The organism is Bradyrhizobium tropiciagri, assembly GCF_001189845.1.
GTDB classification, from domain to species: domain Bacteria; phylum Pseudomonadota; class Alphaproteobacteria; order Rhizobiales; family Xanthobacteraceae; genus Bradyrhizobium; species Bradyrhizobium tropiciagri.
Genome location: NZ_LFLZ01000007.1, coordinates 145,463 through 161,287 on the forward strand (window position 1 = coordinate 145,463; position 15,825 = coordinate 161,287).

Genomic DNA, 15,825 nt, shown 5'->3' on the forward strand with positions numbered 1-15,825 from the left:
CAGGTATTGCGTGAGCCGCTAAGCGGCGTTCTGGAACATCTGCTCGGCGAGTGGTGCGACCGCCTGCCTGATCTCGGCCAGCACGTCGGGATGCAGCCCGAGACGATCGGCGGTGTGGTTCAAGTCGATCCTGGTCAGCGCGTAGTCGATCCGGATCGTGAGGTATGGATCAACACGGCCGGCTCGGTGCAGGGCGCGGCTGATCACCTGCCACACAACATGAACCTCGCCCATCGTCGGATCACCCTTGCCGGCCAGCCAACGGCGCAGCTGCAGTATCTCGGTCTTAGCGGTGCCGCCGGTGGCGATCGTCAAGGCCACGCGCAACGCGCGGTCGCGACCCTTGCCGGCCCGCTCATGCGCACGAGCGGTTTCTGATCTCGGGTGACGTGAGGACATAGCGAAGACTCACTGAGCGATCACTGAGCGGCGGCTATAGCTTCGCCCGCCGTCCGGACGCCCATTCAGGCCGGATTGATCAAGGGCGCATCAAGCTCGTTCAAAGGCTAATTTATGCGAGCCAGCACCAAACCCAAATTACATTTTCGTATTAACCGAATTGGTGAAGACGTGATGGCCGCGAGCCGCGGCAGATCGAGTGGCGGGAACCAGAACGGGCCTGCGCGGGTTATGTCGCCACCACGCGAGTGAGGGAGGAGGAACGGCGATGTCGATGATGGATCACAACCGGATTGACGGCGTCGAGATCGCCTTCGTCAGCGCTACGGCGGTTTCGTTCATTGCGCTTCTCGCCAGCTTCGCATGGCTTTTGTTCGGCTGATCGATCGAATTGGCCGCCGCGAATGGCGGCCCTGATCAACGTCGAGGAGTAGGCCGAGCGGCGGGCCTGCGCACCGGCGAGGCCAGGGAGCGGCAGGGCGAGGCAGGGTACGCAGATTGCACAGGCCCGTGCGGACTAAGCGCGGCCCGTGGGGATGTCTCCGTGGTGATCAGCGGGAGTGGTTTAGAATAGAACGGAAAGGCCTCGATCTCTACGCCATTCACGATATTCATCGATATCTTTCGCGTGTTTCTCTTGATTGCACGGCATACAGGCGAGGGCAAAGTTCTTCATGCTATGACTGCCGCCCCGGGCGACGGGCAGCTTGTGATCAATATGATAGCCGGAGTCGAGTTCGGCCTTGCAGTAGAAGCAGATCCAACCGCCATCGCGAACCGCCAACGCGATACCGTAGTCCCGTTTCTCCGCCATAGTGAAGATGGTCCCCCTGCGCAGCTCGGTTCGCTCGATAGCTCTTGGGTTACCGCGGTAGTTGTGGTTGCTGACGTATCTCCTCACGCATTCTCGACACTTCCACCGAAACCCTCCTTGCGGGTTATGGCCAAAGTAGGTCTTGTTGAGCGGATAGGTCTTATCGCAATGCCTGCAGGTGCGAGTGGCGCGCGGCAATGATTTGCCCTTCTCTGGCACGGTGTGTGTAAATAGCGTGGTCTCTGCTAATCGCGTCCGACCGTAATCAACTCTTCCGCAACGACGTCCCACGGCTCGCCTCTGTGCACGCCCCCGGCACTGTCCTCGGCGAATGGAATGATACGCGTCTTCGTGACTCTTCCCGACTTTATGAGGGCCGTTCCAATCTCCAGGTAGGTAAAGTGCAGTGCGGCTGTTTGACCATCAGTAAGCGTGACTGGCAACTTCGTGTCTTCTATTCCAAAAGCCCTACGCTCGGCCATCGAGGCGAACCGTGCGCCGCCTTCTAGCATCAATCCCATTTCGTTGAGTGTGACCGACCTTTGACCAAGGTTGGTCGCTTCAATGTGAGCCCAAACGTCGCCGAACTGATCGCCGACAACTGGGATCTTGCTGCCGCATGTCACGCGAACCGAGCGCTTGTCCTTCTGGATCGCCTTTAGGAGGTTGAAGGTCGAAAGGCCCGCGCCATAAAGCGCCAGCGCGAACAGCGCAGCATCCTTTCCGTCAGCCCACGTCATCTAGTCCTCCTCATGAATCGCCGAAGCGGCATGAGAGAGGATACCGTGTCCACTCGTAGAGTTGTGCAATTGCCGCGCCTCATCCACAGCGCGTCCCCAGTTTACTTTCCCGGCCGTCAGCGGGCCGAGCGTCGTTTACAGATTGCCAAGCGACTGGATCAAAGGTCGGACGCGGCGACAGCACTGGCTGATGTGGATCAGGATTTCGGGCGTCGACCGGCGGCCTTGTCGTCGGCCGGCCCTTCCTTCGCCGCCATCGCCTCAACGATCTCGACGACGCGGCGGCGTATGGCAGGATCGAGCGATCGAAAGAGCCGCAGCAGCCTGAAGGCGTCGGCGGCATCTTTGGAGTGGCGCGCCTTGGTCATCAGACGGCCTTGGGCGCGCGCTTGGCGATCTTCGCGATGGTTGCGCGACTGCAGCCGGTAGCCTCTTGTATCGCGCTGTAGGATGTGCCGGCGGCCAGCATAGTGGCAATGCGCGTGTTGCGGCGCTTGTTCTCAGGACGGCCAACATACTTGCCCTCTGCCTTCGCCTTGGCTTGGCCCTGCATCTGGCGACGGCGGCGATCTTCGTAATCCTTCCTCGCGATGGCGGCGAGCATGTCCAGCAGCATGCCGTTGATGGCATCGAACATCCGCTGGGTGAAGTCGTCGACCTTGCCGGTCGCCATGGTCCAGCTTGTCGGGAGATCCAACGCGACGACTCGGACCTTGCGGGTCGCCAATTCGGCTTTGAGGCGTTCCCAGTCCGCAGCGCCGAGGCGCGACAAGCGGTCGACCTGTTCGATCAGAAGCACGTCACCCGGATGTGCATCAGCCAGTAGCCGAAACAGCTCCGGCCTTGCCAGCTTGGCGCCGGACTCGTTCTCGACGTACCAAGCCGCGATCTGCATGCCGCGCTCGGCGGCGAATGCCTCGACCTGGGCGCGGGCACGGCTGGCGTCCTGCTCGTCAGTGGAAGCGCGGAGGTAGGCTCGAATGAAGCACATTGGAAACCTCGTTGGTTCACTAAGCTGGTTTCCATATTATCAGTTCACTTAAGACCGTCAATGGAATTTATGAACTAGCGTTGGGGATAGTTTCGATAGGGCATGCCCTATTTGAACCAGTCAGCCGCCGGGCGCGGCCAGCACGTAGACCAGCACAACAGCCTCGATCGCCAGCCAGACCAGCGAGATTCGGAAGTACAGCAGGTCTCTATCCATGCCTGTAGAACTGAAGGGGGACGCCCGACCTCTACGGCGGTTTTTGCAGGGGGCGGGTCGGGGCCGACGGTTGGGAAACACCGCGCCAATATCGGAACCCGCGGCCCCAATCTCGGCAAGGTTCGAAAAGGACATGGTGGGGTGAGTTTCGGACGGACGGTGACGCGCCGGCACACTTCGATAGCCATCGAAAAATAAATGCAGGGACGGATGCGTGTGGTGGGGCGATCACGATGCATCTCATTGTGTTGACGTGGTCCCATGCCATACCGGGACTTTTCGGCCGGCGGCCCCGGGAGACTGAAACCATTGCGTCCTGAGAAAGCGACCAAACCGGAAGTCAAGGTCAACGGGGCGGTAACCACCACACCATACGTTTGGCAGAGGAGGACTCTCCGATGTCAGATCGAGCCTATTACGCCATCTTTGCGTCCGGGATCGTTACTGCAGTGGTGCTCGGCCTAATTCCACGAGCCCGCAAATTCGACGTTGGGCTTACGATATTCGGCGTGCTGTGGATGATGTCGATGGTATTTCAGCGTTGGTGAGATTTCACGCCCTCAGAACGGCACATCCCCGTCATCGTCCGGTATGTCACCATCGGTAGCCTCGATGATCTGTCCGAGGCGCCTGTGAGCCTGCCCGTAGGCGAAGATCCGGTCACGCACATCATCCAGCTTTTCGCGGAACCTCACGCACTGCTCAAGCACGGTGTGGATGGGCGGCGGCCTGCCATACGTCTCCCCGTAGTTGCGCCATAGCCAGTCAATGGCGGCGGCGATGGCGGGTGCAGGGATGTATTCGACGGCGCGCTCCTCCCCTTGGCCGGGAGCAACGTTCTCCAACGTCCAGGCCAGCGCCTCGGCATATGCAGCTGTGCCTTCTTCGGGTTTGATGCCGAGGCCGTCGAGCATCAGGCCCGCGAGCAGCTTGCGCTCGCGGTATGTCGGCAACGTCTCGATTGCGCGGTCAACGGCTTTGTGAGCGGCGACGATCTCGGCCATCGGCGGCATCGCCTCCTGCAGGTTGTAGGCTTCGCAGTTCATCTCCCAGCGCTTGGCCTTGTCGGTGGTGCGCAGCGCGATCAGCTCGCCGTCATCATCAATTCGGGTCAGCCGCCTCTCAACTGTTTCGTTGAGCAAGTCGATGCGGCGCCAGTTCTGCATCAGCTTGAACGGCGCCAAGGCGGTGGTCATGACCTTGGCGACACTCAGCTGGTGTTCCGGCTCGGTGGTGCGGGTGACGATCTCAGTCATCGTCGCCTCCCATCATTGCACGCTGCATGTTCGAGGGACGGCGCCATGTAGGCGGCGGCCGATTGGGTGGTGCTGTTACGGGATTGCCGGCCTGGTCAATGACGGCGCCGTTGTGCTGGGTGCGCTCGCGGTCGAACTCGGCGCCTTTGAGGCACCATGTCCGCCATGCCGCCGTCCAGTCTCGGTACCTGCGGCCCTTGGCGCGATGGTTGGCCTCAAACTTCTGGAACTCATGGGCGGCGCGTGCGGGGTGCCAGTTCGCATTCCTAGCAGCGATCTCGATCATGGAGTCATCGAGCGTGAGATCGTCGGGGAAGGGAGTCTCTGACTGCAAACGAGACGCCGCCTTCTTCCGATTCCTTCCAGCTGCAGGGGGGCATTCCCCCTCAGATGGTTCTATCAGATGGTTCTCTTCAGATGGTTTGTGCGAACTGGGGTTCGCCTCTTGCGTGCTTCCCAGTTCGCCCCTTGATGCTTCCCAGTTCGCCCCTTGATGGTCGGAAGAGGCGAACGTAGGTTCGCCCCTCAGTGGCATATGAGGCGAACTGGTGTTCGCCTCTTTGATCACCATGCGGTAGGCATTGGTCGCGGTCTTGGCGTTCTGTAACCGCTCGCCGCCACCGATCTCAACTGCAAGGTGACCGCGCTCGACCAGCTTGTCGATGATCTTCTGCAGGCCGCGCCGGGTGACGCGTGCCAGCTTGTACAGCGTCTCCTGACTAGGCCACGCCTTGCCGGACTCGCGGTTGATGTGCTGACTGATGATGTAGACGGTGACGAACCCTGCGGCGCTGATCGCGTGATCGGCCTGCACTTGGTTCAACCAGGAGAAGAGATCGCGGGTGAATTTGTCGCCTGTGGCCTTGCGGGCGGCTTGCTTGGCGGCGGCCGGCTGACTATCTGTAACCATGTTCACAGCCTCACCTGTGAGCGGTGCCGAGTGACGGGGTGGTAGCCGTCTCTCAATTGATCAGTGAAAGCCTCGTCGCCTCATCCAAAGCGACGAGGCTTTTGCATTTCCTGATCTGCGGATTGGCCGACCTTCTCCGTTGTCCCGTCCCCGGGTGCCGCTACGGTCGCCTGAATCCTTAGATAGTCACAGGGTGTCACCTGTTCAACGCCGATACACGGCGCAGATACACGGCTCAGAGCCGGAAAACTAAATGATTGGAATCTAATCGATAATGGAGATGGAATGTTTGGTTTCATTCCGCTAGGGAGCGCCAGCGCGCAAATATCATCGGATTAACTTCAGTCTTATCAATCGGTTAGATCGCTGGCGGATTTCTTGTCGGACGTTTTGTTGCACGGAGCGCTTGGCTAGTTCCTAGTAGATTCACGCCGCGCGGCCCGAGAGCGACCGGTAGTGGTTCGTTCACCAATCGGTTCGCAGTTGATACCGATGCTTTAACCTAAACTCCGTGGCTCCCGTAGCGTGCTGGATTCGGTCGAGATCGGCGCCGTCCCTGACCGTTGCATGAAGTTTCCAATCCGGGTTCGCCTGAACGACTTCCACATGGCAAACATACTCGCCGCCGGGAAAGCTGCGAATCTCGCGTAAAGCGACCAACTCCAGGTCCCTTGCCGATATTGGCGTTCTCATGGCCTGAGCCTCGCCATCTATGTTTCCGTCGGACTTATAACCGATCAGGCCGCTTGCGCTGGCCGAGCGAGATCGGAAAGCAGCCGTTCCACGTTGCGCTTCTCCTCGTCGATCCTTTTCGTGAACTCCTTCCGCTCCTGCTCTGTTTTTGCCGTGTCGAGCAAAAACCGATAGTGACCGATTATCTTCTGGCTTCCCTGTATCAGAAATTGCGTCGTGCTCATGGTGAAGCACCTGCTGGTCCGATGTCGGCATCGAGCAGCAGCTGTTCCCGAGCGAGAAGGGGAATGTCGGCAACCAGAGTTTCCATCGCCGAGGTTTCCTCGGAAAGACGTCGTTCGATGAAGTTGCGCTCAAGGTCGCTCAGCTTTGTGTTGAGTAGCCATCGATATCGCCTGATGTTGTTGCGACGTGCCCGAGCCTGTTCGAGTTGGCGATCGACGATCTCGCGCTTTTCTTTTGTCGAGAGTCGCCGAGCACACCAGCGGGACTCGATTCGGTCCACGATGTGTTTAGGAAGGTTGATGTCGTCCATATCACCCTCCTAGGCCGCCAGCGGACGCAATGTCGATCGAAGACGATAAGGCTTGCCCCCCGGCGGATGGTGAGGACCGTCGTCAACACGGCAAAGGGCGTCTAGAATGACGTCGATCTTTACGGGTGACCTTAAATCCGCGGGCGCCCGTAAGCCCGGACAGGATGGGACCGCAGCAGCGTCGGATGCCCAGGACGCCAAGAGCGCGCGTTTTTCTTCTTTGGTCAGCGACAAGTCCGCCAAGACGTCCAAGGGATGATTGAATCGCGCCTCCTTGCGGTGAGATACATTCAAGGAAATGACATTCGCGGTCGTCGGCCGCATGTTTGCCTCCGTTCCAAGACGAGATGCTATGGTTGAAGCCGCGAGCGGCAAATCCGGACGCGGCTTCGCGCGTATCAGGCCGCAGCGGATTCGAGTTGGTGTGGCCGGCTCGGCTGCGTTGAGTTGATTGCGATCCGACGCGGCTTCATCGCTTCCGGAATTTCGCGCGCCAGCTCAATCTTGAGCAGGCCGTTGTCGAACGCGGCGTTCTTCACCAGAACATGGTCAGCCAAGCTGAACTGCCGCCGGAATCGACGGGTCGAGATCCCTTGATAGAGGTAGTCACGGTCAGCTTTTTCGACCTTGTTGCCTTCGACCGTCAGGACGTTCTGCTCGGCCGTCACCGAGATCTCGTCAGGCGAGAAGCCCGCGACCGCGAGCGCAATCTGGTAACGGTCTTCGGAAAGTCGTTCGATATTGTAGGGCGGGTAGTTGTCTTCGGTGGCCCGCTGGGCCGTTTCGGCCAGGTCGAACAGGCGATCGAAGCCGATCGTCGACCGGAACAGTGGGGAGAAGTCGTATGTGCGCATAGCCAAATCCTCCAGAGAGCAAGATGGGTATGAGTAGCACCGGACACGACCGGTGCCCGTTACACCTGGACCCGATTGGCATCCAGGCATCGGACCCGCAGGGGACCGACGACCAACGAATTAGATTAGGATTCGAGAGCGTCAAGAGGGATCGCCAAAAAATCGAATCGATTGTCTGGCCTGAGCGCACCAGTCAGTCTCATATCGCGAAGCGCTCGCGCGGTCGACGTGACAGCATCGGGCATACCGATCCCTCCGGCGGAGCCAAGGCAAGTCCACCCCAGCGTTGTGACGAGATGCTCGATTTCCCCGGCCCGGTTGGCGCCTTTCTCGGCTCCGTCAATTTGCCCTGGATGTCGTGTTCGTAATTTGTTCTCATGGACACTCAGGTGCTGGCCTGTTTGCGATCTCTTAGCCCAGTTCGAAATTAGCAGTGCCCTGAATTGGTAGGGCGACGTTTTCACCGTCCCTGGGCGAAGTGCCTCGCGGTGCCTGCCAGCAGGTGTGTGAACAACCCCACAATCGCTGCAATCAGAGGCGGTTTCGCAACCCTTTGGTAAACCAGCGGCGATAGGCGTGATCGCGGGGATGATGTGATGGCTCTAGGGTCCAAGAAACGCGAAACGCGCAAATCGCTGCGTCAGTCCGGCTGGATCACGCTCGATGGCGGATTCGCCGCGCGGCCTTGCGTGGTCGAGGACATGTCCTCGACGGGCGCAAAAATCACGGTCCAGGACAACAACACGCTGCCTGCCAAGCTGCGGCTGGCGTTTTCGCGCGACGCCCGCACCGGGCGCGCCTGCGAGGTGGTCTGGCGCGAGGGCAGGACGTTCGGCGTCAAATTCGTGCGCTGAAGCGTGATCCGGAAAAGTGGACGCCGGTTTTCCGGAAAGATCACGCAATAAAAGGAGAAGCTAGGTCATGATGCGATCCCTTCGCATCATGACCTAGCCTCGTCCGGCCGCGCGCGATAAAAGGCCGGATGCGCAAGACCTGTTTCGCCGTCATCGCCGTCCTGCTTCCTGCCGCAGCGTTCGCGCAAGCCGGCGATCGCCGCAATTTCCAGACGCCACCCGATGCCGGCAGGACGTTGCCGTCAAAATCCTCGACGCGCAGCAATCCCTGCGCGTCGTACGGACCGGGCTTCGTCAAGGTCGAAGGAACCGACACCTGCGTGAAACTCGGTGGCGCCGTCAGTGTCGGTGCGGGGATGTCCAGCGGACGTTGAAGCATGATCCGGAAAAGTGCGAAGCGGCTTTCCGAAAGGATTATGCTCTAACCGCCTTGCCGCTCACGACATCGGCGGTGCGACGAAGCGCACAAAGGCGGGACGCTGTGCGATCTCGCCGAACCAGCGTTCGAGATTGGGCAGCTTCGGCTTGGTGAGGCCCTCGACGCCGAACCAGCGCCGCGCAAAGGCGCCAAGCGCGATGTCGGCAATGGTGAACTGATCGCCCTCGATGAAGCGGTGCGTTGAAAGCTGCGCTTCGGCGACGCGCCAGACCACGGCCTCGGCATCGGCGTCCTTCTGGATCTTGACCATGTCGCGCTGCTCTGGCGGCGTGCGGACGATCCCCCAGAACACGGGGCGGTCGACCGGCTGCAGCGTCGACAGCGTCCAGTCGAGCCAGCGGTCGACGCCGGCGCGCGCCTTCGGCGCCTGCGGATAGATCGGCGAGCTCTGGCCGTACGCCATGCAGAGATAGCGCATCACCGAATTGGATTCCCACAGCACATAGTCGCCGTCGACCAGCGTCGGGACGCGGCCATTCGGATTCATTCCGAGATAGTCGGGCTGATCGTTCTTGCCGAACTGCATGCCGGCATCGATGCGCTGATAGGGGAGGTCGAGCTCGGCGAGACACCAGAGCACCTTCTGCACGTTGACCGAATTGGCCCGGCCCCAGATCGTCAGTTGCGGCTTGCTGTCCATCACGCGATTCTTCCCGGTGTTGTACTTTGCGCGCGTTCTTAGCCGAAACGCCGGGGAAATGCGCGCGGTGAATTGTATCGAGAGCAAAAAAAGAGGCTCCACCGCATCGCGGCAGAGCCTCGCTCATGCGCAGCATCAAAACGCAGTCAGTGGCCGAACAACAACCACAGCACGATGATCACCGGGATCGGCACACCCAACAGCCAAAGCAAAATTCCTTTTCCCATCTCGTTGCCTCCTCGCATTCGATGTATGAGGAGGCAACTTCAACGGTTGCGACACGTTCCTGGAGATTGTCCCGCCTGGCGATAGTCCCGCCCGTCAGCGATGGAGACGTGCAGACAGGAACGTGCGCTCCGGTGCGGCGTTTACTTTCGCGTTTTACCAATGACCGGTGTTGGGCATCGAGGCCCACGGTTCGGCCGGCGCCTTCGGATCGCCCTTCTGCAGGATCTCGATCGAGTGCAGGTCGGGCGAACGCACGAACGCCATGTTGCCGTCGCGCGGCGGACGATTGATGGTGACGCCCATCTTCATCAGCTTCTCGCAGGTCGCGTAGATATCGTCGACCTCGTAGGCGAGATGGCCGAAATGGCGGTCTTCGCCGTACTTCTCCTCGTCCCAATTGTAGGTCAATTCGACCAGCGGCGCGCCGCGGGTCTGCGGCAGCGACTTGAGCAGATGGAGGTCTTCCTCCGCGCAGAGAAATACCAGCGTGAAGCGGCCCTTGTCATTGTCGATGCGGCGCACTTCCTTCAGCCCCAGTGCGTCCTGATAGAATTTCATCGCGACGTCGAGATTGCGGACGCGCAGCATGGTGTGCAGATAGCGCATTGTTGTCCTCCTGGCAGATTCAGATTCTTGCAAAGATGCTTGTTTGGGCGGGATGGTCGGGGATGAAAACTAGCAGCAAATCGCATCAAGGGGCAGCGCTAACGTACGGGTCTGCCCCGCAGCCGTTCGCGCTTTGCCGCCGTTCATGATCGCGTTCGCGTGAAGGCTCGATCCCTTAAAGGAATCTCGTCAGGCCGGTGGGCCGTGCCGCGCCTCCCTGCGCTGAGCGATGTTCCGGATCGCGCAGGCCATGAACCAGACGACGAGAGCGAACAGCAGTCCGGCGTAGAGGCCGAAAAAGGGGCGCCAGGTGTTGCCGCTCAGGTATCGCTCGATCTCGGCGAACTGGAAAAATCCGATGCTGCCGAACCAGATCAGCCGCACCAACCATTTCCACATGATCGGCGCGAGATCGGCTGACGATTGGTCTTCTGACATGTGCTGACCCTGATGCCACACCTTGCTAACACTCAGGGGATTGCCGCCCAATTGGCGCAGTATTTAAAGCTTTACGCGCCGCTGCATCGCCGCAAGCATGCGCCGCACGCGATACGAGAAAGCCCCGACCAGGAAAATTCCGGGACAGGGCTTTCGTGGTCGAGCCTTGGAGGCAGATGCCTCTATCCCATCGAATGCCCATCACTGCCAATCAAGGACGCGCGAGGTTGGACATCCTCTAAAAAGCAAAACCCCGCGAGCGGGCTCGCGAGGTCTGATGCCGACCGGCCTTGGGGAGATCGCGCCGGCAACCAGACACCTAACGGTGCTCGCTGCGGAAGGTTCCGCCACCGCAAAAACAGAAAGCCCCGCAGGCTGGATGCGGGGCTTTCCCAGCTGACGGACTGGGGATCTCTCAGGGCGTGAGCCGTCAACTGTTGGGGTCAAACTTAAGGTTGAATTTATAAAATGCAACAGCGCCGCGTAGACGGAATATGCTCGCCCCACAGCGCTGCGCCAGACGCTGGGCCCTGAAATCCACAGCGCATTTATGTCTTCGTGCGGCGCGAAAGGTTCAACGGCAAGACCCGGCGCACGGCATTTGTGCGGGCGTCGAAGGCCGCGAGGGGGGCGCTTCGCGGATCACGCGCGAATGCGCAGGTACGCGCCGCGATGTCTGCACGCGTCTTCTTGCCGATTGCGATCTCACACCTTGATGTCGAGCATGGTCTCGACGGCATCACGGTCGGCCTTGTTCTTGGCGGCGAAGACGTCAAGAACATCGGCGCTGATGATGCGCGGCTGCTCCTTCGCCGTCTGATCGACGACGAGTTGCACCCTGGCTTGCGTCACTTCGACAGGTACGGGGTAAATGAGCATGGCTCTCTCCCTCCGGCGGACCGAACCTTGTCAGGGCTTTCTTAACGATTTGTTAGCGCCCGGATCCGCGCGTTCGGCCCGGATCAGCGGCCGGACGGTATCGGCGTGCTCGCGCGCCGCCCGGCTTGGCGTCATACTGCGGCCCTTCAGGACCGGACGGCGCGATCGATGCGGAACGGGCTCTATTCGATCCATATCCATATGACCGACGGCGTGCGCGGCCGCGACAGCGGCGTCCTGATCCTGCGGGACGGTCTCCTGATCGGCGGCGGGCCATATTTCTGGTCGATCGGCGCATACACGGCCGGCGAGGGCACCTGGAAGGGGCACCTCAGGACCAACCAGCATTCGCCGTTTTCCGATCCGTTCGCCCGGCCGCTGTTCGCCGGGCAGGAGGTGACGAGCGGCTTCTCCGGCACCTTCAACGGCGACCAGGCCGAGGTGTTCGGGACCGTGCTGGTCGGAACCCGCAGCCTGAGCTTCCAGGCGACCCTGAAACGCCTGGCGGACGCCTGATCGGGCGTGGCTGTGGACGAGTGCGCAGCAAGCGCCGAAGTCTGTTGAGGAAATGGGCTTGCGGCCCCTGTGAATTTGCTGCGGACAAGCGCGGGATATGTTGTGGATTCCACAGCAGCCGGCGATCAGGACATCCCCGCCCGCGCCATACCAGGCCACCGCTAACCCTACTGAGTTAGGTTAAGAGTGGCATTGCGTTGCCACCACCTGCGATTGCGTTAGGGATGGTTGCAGGTGACAGCCATGATGCCGTCGTTCCATAGCGCTGACAGACCGACCCACCGGCGTGTGATGGTTGTGGGCTTGCTGTTCTGTTCCGCCTTTGTGGTGATCAGCTTCTGGCTTCGGCCGCAGCCAGAGAGCGGCAAGGTGCTTGTGAAGGCGGACCGGCTGGTCCGCACGGCGGGAGAGGCGCGCAAGGCAAACTGAGGCACGGTAAATCCCGGGGGACGCCGGCGCTCAGTCCGGCAGCTTCCCGTTCGGATGCTTGTGATACATCGCGATGCCAATAAAGCCAGCAAAGCCCATCACGTTCAGCAGCAGTTCCATCCACGCCGGCATCGATGCAACCTCGCTCACATCACAGCTAATCACTGAGGTTGTGTTTTTGTTCCGGCGCTAACCGATGGTAGCTTTGCGCTATCGCATGGCTGGGGAACCGGAACAGGCGCTTTGCTGCAACCATCCCAATCCGCTCGCGTTGGTGCACATAACAACGTGAGGAGGTTGCGCATGAAAAGGACATTGGCAGTTTTGGCGACGGTTGCGACGGTTGGCGCAACGATGGTCAGCGCGCCGGCGCAGGCGCGTCATATCGGACCTGGCCTGGCGTTCGGTCTGGCTGCCGGCGCGCTCGCTGCGGGCGCGGCCGGCGCGTATTACGGCCCACGCTATTACGGGCCCGACTACGGTTATTACGGCCCGCGCTACGGCTATTATGACGACGGTTACGCCTACTATCGCGGTCCGTACTATCGGCACCACTACTATCGCCACTATTGGTAACGGCGACGAGCCCGGAGCACACCGCTCCGGGCTTTCTCATTTGTGCGTCATGATGCGATAGCGCGGCAATGCGCATGTGGACGACATCAGGCGCTCTTGCGCTGAAATCCACTCCAGACATTGCCGAGCGTGTTGTCGTAATACTCCTGACGATCGCGCTCGAATTTCCGCTGCGTCGCCCTGAAGCTGGCGATGCGCGCGACGATCTCCTCGCGCTCGCGCGCAACGCGCTCTTCCAGATCCGTCATTGCCCATCCTCGTCATGGTGGTCCTATCCCGGCGCGCATTGGCATCAGTGAATTGGGCGTCAATGCGGAGCAGGCCGTGCAGGAATGTGATGATGCTGAGGCGGCAGGCGGCCTGATCGCTCGCGTCACGGTCGAGCTCGCAATCGGTCCGGCCGTGCTATAGTCGCGGCGGCCAACCGGATCTTCTTCTGTGATCGCAAAAGACCTGCGCAGCGGCGTCGAGCGGCTCGGCAACATGATCGCCGAGGCATCGTCGATCGTGCCCTTCACAGGGGCGGGCATCTCGACCGAGTGCGGCATTCCCGACTTCCGCTCGCCCGGCGGGCTGTGGACCCGCAACCGGCCGATCCCGTTCGACGAGTTCGTCGCCAGCCAGGAGGCGCGCGACGAGTCATGGCGGCGCCGCTTCGCGATGGAACCGACGTTTGCCGCCGCTAAGCCTGGTCGCGGGCATCGTGCGCTCGCGTCGCTGTACCGGGCAGGCAAGATTCCCGGCGTCATCACCCAGAACATCGACAATCTGCATCAGGCGTCGGGCTTCAAGGCCGATGACGTCATCGAGCTGCACGGCAACACCACCTACGCCCGCTGCATCGGTTGCGGCAAGGCCTACGACCTGTCGTGGGTGAAGCTGCAGTTCGACAAGACCGGTAGTGCGCCCGACTGCGCCGAGTGCGGTGATCCGGTGAAGACCGCGACGATCTCGTTCGGGCAATCGATGCCCGAGGATGCGATGCGCCGCGCGACGGAACTCGCAAGGCATTGCGACCTGTTGCTGGCGATCGGCTCTTCGCTGGTGGTGTGGCCCGCCGCAGGCTTTCCGATGATGGCCAAGGAGAACGGCGCGCGGCTCGTGATCATCAACAACGAGCCGACCGATCAGGACGACATCGCCGATCTGGTGATCCGTCACGACATCGGCGACACGCTTGGTCCTTTCGTAGGCAATTGACGCCTGATTGATTCGCGGCTGTGCAAGCCTGTTCATAGTTCCCGCAAGAATCGTTTTTTAGCTATGCCCGGGAAGTGGGAGTGTTATCTTTTGGTTGAGAGATTCGCGCAGCGTCCAAATGAGTTGGTCATGGAAAGCAGCGTGTACAGGGTGCGCCGCAACGTCGGCGCTCTGCATTTGATGTGTGGGGTCCGGGGTCATGGGGTCGGACGGATTTGAGTCCAAGAAGCTCGGCGGACCGCCGATAGGCGGAGTTGGGCAAAGCAGGATTGGACAGGGCGAGTACGGCAGCGTGCCGCGCGATCCGGCGATGGATGCCTTCTCAGGTCTCGGCGACGCCGCGGCCAACCTCGTCGAAGTCTCCGGCGTCATCAAATGGTTCGACGCCTCCAAGGGATACGGCTTCATCGTCCCCGACAATGGCTGGCCCGACATCCTGCTGCATGTGACGGTGCTGCGGCGCGACGGCTATCAAACTGCCTATGAAGGTGCACGCCTCGTCGTCGAGTGCGTGCAGCGCGCGAAGGGTTACCAGGCCTTCCGCATCGTCTCGATGGACGAGTCGACCGCGATCCATCCGGCGCAGATGCTGCCGCCGCGAACCCATGTCACGGTGACCGCGACCAGCGGGCTCGAGCGTGCACAGGTCAAGTGGTTCAACCGGCTGCGCGGTTTCGGCTTCGTGACCTGCGGCGAGGGTACGCCCGACATCTTCGTGCACATGGAAACGCTGCGCCGCTTCGGCATGACCGAGCTGCGCCCCGGCCAGTATGTGCTGGTGCGGTTCGGGCCCGGCTCCAAAGGCATGATGGCCGCCGAGATCCACCCGGAGACCGGTCCGTCGGCGCTGTCGTCGCACTAAGCATGATCCGGAAAAGTGCCGAGCGGTTTTCCGAAAAGATCATGCCCAATGCAACGGTCATCCGCCCTGACGGAAACGTGAGCCGCCGGCGAGCCTCCAGGGCTCTGGCATTTGCCGCAATCATCGGGTTAGGGTCCGCCGGAAAATCTTCCCCGGTGTGAGTATTTGTCGATGAATTTCGATCGCATGGTTGGGCGGCTTCGCCCGTGGCTGGTGGCCTCCCTCGTCATGATGTTCGGCGCGCTGCTGGCCCCGGCCGCGCAGGCCGCCAGCGTCCAGCCGCTCGAGATCGTCACCAAATCCGGCGTGCACGTCTTCTCGGTCGAAATGGCGACCACCGAGCAGGAGAAGGAGACCGGCCTGATGTACCGGAAGGAGCTCGCGGACGGCAAAGGCATGCTGTTCGACTTCACGCCGGAACAGGAAGTGTCGATGTGGATGAAGAATACCTACATCTCGCTCGACATGATCTTCATCCGCGCCGACGGGCGCATCCTGCGGATCGCCGAGAATACCGAGCCGCTGTCAACCAAGATCATTCCGTCGCGGGGGCTCGCCAAGGGCGTCCTCGAGGTGATTGCCGGGACCGCACAGAAATACGGCATCCAGCCCGGCGATCGGGTCGGCCATCCGCTGTTCGGCGGCCACTAGGATTTTTTACGCGATTTCTGGAGAGAAACCGCCGCCGATTTTGCGGCCCGAAGCCCCGCACCGGTGCCTTGCTGGCGCTGGCTGAAGCGTGTATCCACG

Annotated in this window: 23 protein-coding genes; 8 read left to right on the forward strand and 15 right to left on the reverse strand. The window is 60.9% G+C overall.

The genetic code is table 11. The features are described from left to right. Positions 1-18: 18 nt before the first annotated feature. The 10 genes from AKN84_RS08605 to AKN84_RS08650 all read right to left on the reverse strand — a co-directional run bounded on the left by AKN84_RS08605 (position 19) and on the right by AKN84_RS08650 (position 7,408). Positions 19-321, reverse strand: coding sequence for a hypothetical protein (locus AKN84_RS08605; protein WP_050420313.1), 303 nt, complete (start codon positions 319-321; stop codon positions 19-21). Between the two features lie 643 nt (positions 322-964). After that, positions 965-1,300: an HNH endonuclease gene (locus AKN84_RS08610; protein WP_050420314.1), complete on the reverse strand. Its 336-nt coding sequence runs from the start codon at positions 1,298-1,300 to the stop codon at positions 965-967. 158 nt (positions 1,301-1,458) lie between these two features. Continuing rightward, a complete protein-coding gene (locus tag AKN84_RS08615) occupies positions 1,459-1,953 on the reverse strand; it encodes a hypothetical protein (protein WP_050420315.1) in 495 nt (164 codons plus the stop codon). Between the two features lie 197 nt (positions 1,954-2,150). After that, the gene (locus AKN84_RS47220; RefSeq protein ID WP_157863263.1) at positions 2,151-2,321 is read right to left on the reverse strand and encodes a hypothetical protein; all 171 of its coding nucleotides are present in this window, start codon (positions 2,319-2,321) and stop codon (positions 2,151-2,153) included. Further along, positions 2,321-2,944, reverse strand: a complete 624-nt coding sequence (locus AKN84_RS08620; protein WP_050420316.1) for a recombinase family protein — start codon at positions 2,942-2,944, stop codon at positions 2,321-2,323. Before AKN84_RS08620 ends, AKN84_RS47220 begins: the two co-directional genes overlap by 1 nt. Before the next feature lie 776 nt (positions 2,945-3,720). Continuing rightward, the gene (locus AKN84_RS08625) at positions 3,721-4,416 is read right to left on the reverse strand and encodes a hypothetical protein (protein WP_050420317.1); all 696 of its coding nucleotides are present in this window, start codon (positions 4,414-4,416) and stop codon (positions 3,721-3,723) included. Then, the gene (locus AKN84_RS08630; RefSeq protein ID WP_128970554.1) at positions 4,409-5,326 is read right to left on the reverse strand and encodes a helix-turn-helix domain-containing protein; all 918 of its coding nucleotides are present in this window, start codon (positions 5,324-5,326) and stop codon (positions 4,409-4,411) included. Before AKN84_RS08630 ends, AKN84_RS08625 begins: the two co-directional genes overlap by 8 nt. Before the next feature lie 737 nt (positions 5,327-6,063). Continuing rightward, positions 6,064-6,243, reverse strand: a complete 180-nt coding sequence (locus tag AKN84_RS08640) for a hypothetical protein (protein ID WP_050420320.1) — start codon at positions 6,241-6,243, stop codon at positions 6,064-6,066. Next, positions 6,240-6,554, reverse strand: a complete 315-nt coding sequence (locus tag AKN84_RS08645; RefSeq protein WP_244484989.1) for a hypothetical protein — start codon at positions 6,552-6,554, stop codon at positions 6,240-6,242. The genes AKN84_RS08640 and AKN84_RS08645 overlap by 4 nt, the downstream gene beginning before the upstream one ends. A 398-nt stretch (positions 6,555-6,952) precedes the next feature. Further along, positions 6,953-7,408: an Hsp20 family protein gene (locus tag AKN84_RS08650; RefSeq protein WP_050420321.1), complete on the reverse strand. Its 456-nt coding sequence runs from the start codon at positions 7,406-7,408 to the stop codon at positions 6,953-6,955. Between the two features lie 596 nt (positions 7,409-8,004). Between AKN84_RS08650 and AKN84_RS08655 the strand changes: the two genes are divergently transcribed. Together AKN84_RS08655 and AKN84_RS08660 are read left to right on the forward strand one after the other, a co-directional pair. Then, complete coding sequence (locus AKN84_RS08655) at positions 8,005-8,262, forward strand: PilZ domain-containing protein (protein WP_050420322.1); 258 nt, start codon at positions 8,005-8,007, stop codon at positions 8,260-8,262. 128 nt (positions 8,263-8,390) lie between these two features. Then, positions 8,391-8,636: a hypothetical protein gene (locus AKN84_RS08660; RefSeq protein WP_050420324.1), complete on the forward strand. Its 246-nt coding sequence runs from the start codon at positions 8,391-8,393 to the stop codon at positions 8,634-8,636. Positions 8,637-8,699: 63 nt separating this feature from the next. On the opposite strand, the gene AKN84_RS08665 is transcribed toward AKN84_RS08660, so the two are convergent. The 4 genes from AKN84_RS08665 to AKN84_RS47225 all read right to left on the reverse strand — a co-directional run bounded on the left by AKN84_RS08665 (position 8,700) and on the right by AKN84_RS47225 (position 11,492). After that, positions 8,700-9,341 carry a glutathione S-transferase family protein gene (locus tag AKN84_RS08665; RefSeq protein WP_050420325.1) on the reverse strand — a complete coding sequence of 214 codons (642 nt, stop codon included), beginning with the start codon at positions 9,339-9,341 and terminating at the stop codon, positions 8,700-8,702. 381 nt (positions 9,342-9,722) lie between these two features. Further along, on the reverse strand, positions 9,723-10,175 hold the full coding sequence (locus AKN84_RS08670) for a VOC family protein (protein ID WP_050420326.1): 453 nt from the start codon (positions 10,173-10,175) through the stop codon (positions 9,723-9,725). Between the two features lie 189 nt (positions 10,176-10,364). After that, positions 10,365-10,613 (reverse strand): hypothetical protein, encoded by a 249-nt coding sequence (locus AKN84_RS08675; RefSeq protein ID WP_050420327.1) that lies wholly within the window; start codon positions 10,611-10,613, stop codon positions 10,365-10,367. A gap of 705 nt (positions 10,614-11,318) precedes the next feature. Continuing rightward, positions 11,319-11,492, reverse strand: coding sequence for a hypothetical protein (locus AKN84_RS47225; protein ID WP_157863264.1), 174 nt, complete (start codon positions 11,490-11,492; stop codon positions 11,319-11,321). Positions 11,493-11,660: 168 nt separating this feature from the next. Between AKN84_RS47225 and AKN84_RS08680 the strand changes: the two genes are divergently transcribed. The 3 genes from AKN84_RS08680 to AKN84_RS08690 all read left to right on the forward strand — a co-directional run bounded on the left by AKN84_RS08680 (position 11,661) and on the right by AKN84_RS08690 (position 13,013). Further along, positions 11,661-12,008 carry a GrlR family regulatory protein gene (locus AKN84_RS08680; RefSeq protein ID WP_050420328.1) on the forward strand — a complete coding sequence of 116 codons (348 nt, stop codon included), beginning with the start codon at positions 11,661-11,663 and terminating at the stop codon, positions 12,006-12,008. A 243-nt stretch (positions 12,009-12,251) separates the two neighbouring features. Further along, entirely contained in the window at positions 12,252-12,437 is a 186-nt protein-coding gene (locus AKN84_RS08685) for a hypothetical protein (RefSeq protein WP_050420329.1), read from the forward strand. Between the two features lie 303 nt (positions 12,438-12,740). Beyond that, complete coding sequence (locus AKN84_RS08690; protein ID WP_050420330.1) at positions 12,741-13,013, forward strand: hypothetical protein; 273 nt, start codon at positions 12,741-12,743, stop codon at positions 13,011-13,013. Positions 13,014-13,099: 86 nt separating this feature from the next. Here the strand turns inward: AKN84_RS08690 and AKN84_RS47990 are convergent, their stop codons facing one another. Then, on the reverse strand, positions 13,100-13,261 hold the full coding sequence (locus AKN84_RS47990; protein WP_167351841.1) for a hypothetical protein: 162 nt from the start codon (positions 13,259-13,261) through the stop codon (positions 13,100-13,102). Between the two features lie 190 nt (positions 13,262-13,451). Between AKN84_RS47990 and AKN84_RS08695 the strand changes: the two genes are divergently transcribed. The 3 genes from AKN84_RS08695 to AKN84_RS08705 all read left to right on the forward strand — a co-directional run bounded on the left by AKN84_RS08695 (position 13,452) and on the right by AKN84_RS08705 (position 15,726). Then, positions 13,452-14,213, forward strand: a complete 762-nt coding sequence (locus AKN84_RS08695) for an SIR2 family NAD-dependent protein deacylase (RefSeq protein WP_050420331.1) — start codon at positions 13,452-13,454, stop codon at positions 14,211-14,213. Between the two features lie 199 nt (positions 14,214-14,412). Next, complete coding sequence (locus tag AKN84_RS08700) at positions 14,413-15,075, forward strand: cold-shock protein (protein WP_050420332.1); 663 nt, start codon at positions 14,413-14,415, stop codon at positions 15,073-15,075. Positions 15,076-15,246: 171 nt separating this feature from the next. Beyond that, positions 15,247-15,726 carry a DUF192 domain-containing protein gene (locus AKN84_RS08705; protein ID WP_050420333.1) on the forward strand — a complete coding sequence of 160 codons (480 nt, stop codon included), beginning with the start codon at positions 15,247-15,249 and terminating at the stop codon, positions 15,724-15,726. Positions 15,727-15,825: the final 99 nt, after the last annotated feature.

Coding starts and splice junctions, on each gene's coding strand:
- AKN84_RS08615 (WP_050420315.1), bottom strand. CDS start 1,953: ATGACGTGGGCTGACGGAAAGGATGCTGCGCTGTTCGCGCTGGCGCTT.
- AKN84_RS47220 (WP_157863263.1), bottom strand. CDS start 2,321: ATGACCAAGGCGCGCCACTCCAAAGATGCCGCCGACGCCTTCAGGCTG.
- AKN84_RS08620 (WP_050420316.1), bottom strand. CDS start 2,944: ATGTGCTTCATTCGAGCCTACCTCCGCGCTTCCACTGACGAGCAGGAC.
- AKN84_RS08625 (WP_050420317.1), bottom strand. CDS start 4,416: ATGACTGAGATCGTCACCCGCACCACCGAGCCGGAACACCAGCTGAGT.
- AKN84_RS08630 (WP_128970554.1), bottom strand. CDS start 5,326: ATGGTTACAGATAGTCAGCCGGCCGCCGCCAAGCAAGCCGCCCGCAAG.
- AKN84_RS08640 (WP_050420320.1), bottom strand. CDS start 6,243: ATGAGCACGACGCAATTTCTGATACAGGGAAGCCAGAAGATAATCGGT.
- AKN84_RS08645 (WP_244484989.1), bottom strand. CDS start 6,554: ATGGACGACATCAACCTTCCTAAACACATCGTGGACCGAATCGAGTCC.
- AKN84_RS08650 (WP_050420321.1), bottom strand. CDS start 7,408: ATGCGCACATACGACTTCTCCCCACTGTTCCGGTCGACGATCGGCTTC.
- AKN84_RS08655 (WP_050420322.1), top strand. CDS start 8,005: ATGGCTCTAGGGTCCAAGAAACGCGAAACGCGCAAATCGCTGCGTCAG.
- AKN84_RS08660 (WP_050420324.1), top strand. CDS start 8,391: ATGCGCAAGACCTGTTTCGCCGTCATCGCCGTCCTGCTTCCTGCCGCA.
- AKN84_RS08665 (WP_050420325.1), bottom strand. CDS start 9,341: ATGGACAGCAAGCCGCAACTGACGATCTGGGGCCGGGCCAATTCGGTC.
- AKN84_RS08670 (WP_050420326.1), bottom strand. CDS start 10,175: ATGCGCTATCTGCACACCATGCTGCGCGTCCGCAATCTCGACGTCGCG.
- AKN84_RS08675 (WP_050420327.1), bottom strand. CDS start 10,613: ATGTCAGAAGACCAATCGTCAGCCGATCTCGCGCCGATCATGTGGAAA.
- AKN84_RS47225 (WP_157863264.1), bottom strand. CDS start 11,492: ATGCTCATTTACCCCGTACCTGTCGAAGTGACGCAAGCCAGGGTGCAA.
- AKN84_RS08680 (WP_050420328.1), top strand. CDS start 11,661: ATGCGGAACGGGCTCTATTCGATCCATATCCATATGACCGACGGCGTG.
- AKN84_RS08685 (WP_050420329.1), top strand. CDS start 12,252: ATGATGCCGTCGTTCCATAGCGCTGACAGACCGACCCACCGGCGTGTG.
- AKN84_RS08690 (WP_050420330.1), top strand. CDS start 12,741: ATGAAAAGGACATTGGCAGTTTTGGCGACGGTTGCGACGGTTGGCGCA.
- AKN84_RS47990 (WP_167351841.1), bottom strand. CDS start 13,261: ATGACGGATCTGGAAGAGCGCGTTGCGCGCGAGCGCGAGGAGATCGTC.
- AKN84_RS08700 (WP_050420332.1), top strand. CDS start 14,413: ATGGGGTCGGACGGATTTGAGTCCAAGAAGCTCGGCGGACCGCCGATA.
- AKN84_RS08705 (WP_050420333.1), top strand. CDS start 15,247: ATGAATTTCGATCGCATGGTTGGGCGGCTTCGCCCGTGGCTGGTGGCC.